Raw genomic sequence first — 252 nt, forward strand, 5'->3', positions numbered from 1 at the left:
ACAACTGACCAGTGACCCCGAACTTAAGCGTTGGATTGATAACAAACTGCGCGTTGAACTGCGCTTGCTCTCGCGCAAACTTAAAGATACGACCTTAGACGGTCGAAACCTGACCACTGAATTTACTCATCCCGAAAACAGAGCGCTCCTCGAATCCCTTACCCTTCAATGGGCTTACAACTTAACACCTGAAAAACTCAAATCCTTATTTAGTCAACACGTGGGAGGACTGGACATGTCCGAACAAATCGA

The 252-nt window shown here is 46.4% G+C and carries 1 protein-coding gene; it reads left to right on the forward strand.

Going from position 1 to position 252, the window contains the following annotated elements:
* On the forward strand, positions 1-252 hold a 252-nt coding region (locus AXE65_RS13705), incomplete at both ends, for a hypothetical protein (RefSeq protein ID WP_193393228.1).

It is taken from the genome of Ventosimonas gracilis, assembly GCF_001580025.1.
GTDB lineage: Bacteria > Pseudomonadota > Gammaproteobacteria > Pseudomonadales > Pseudomonadaceae > Ventosimonas > Ventosimonas gracilis.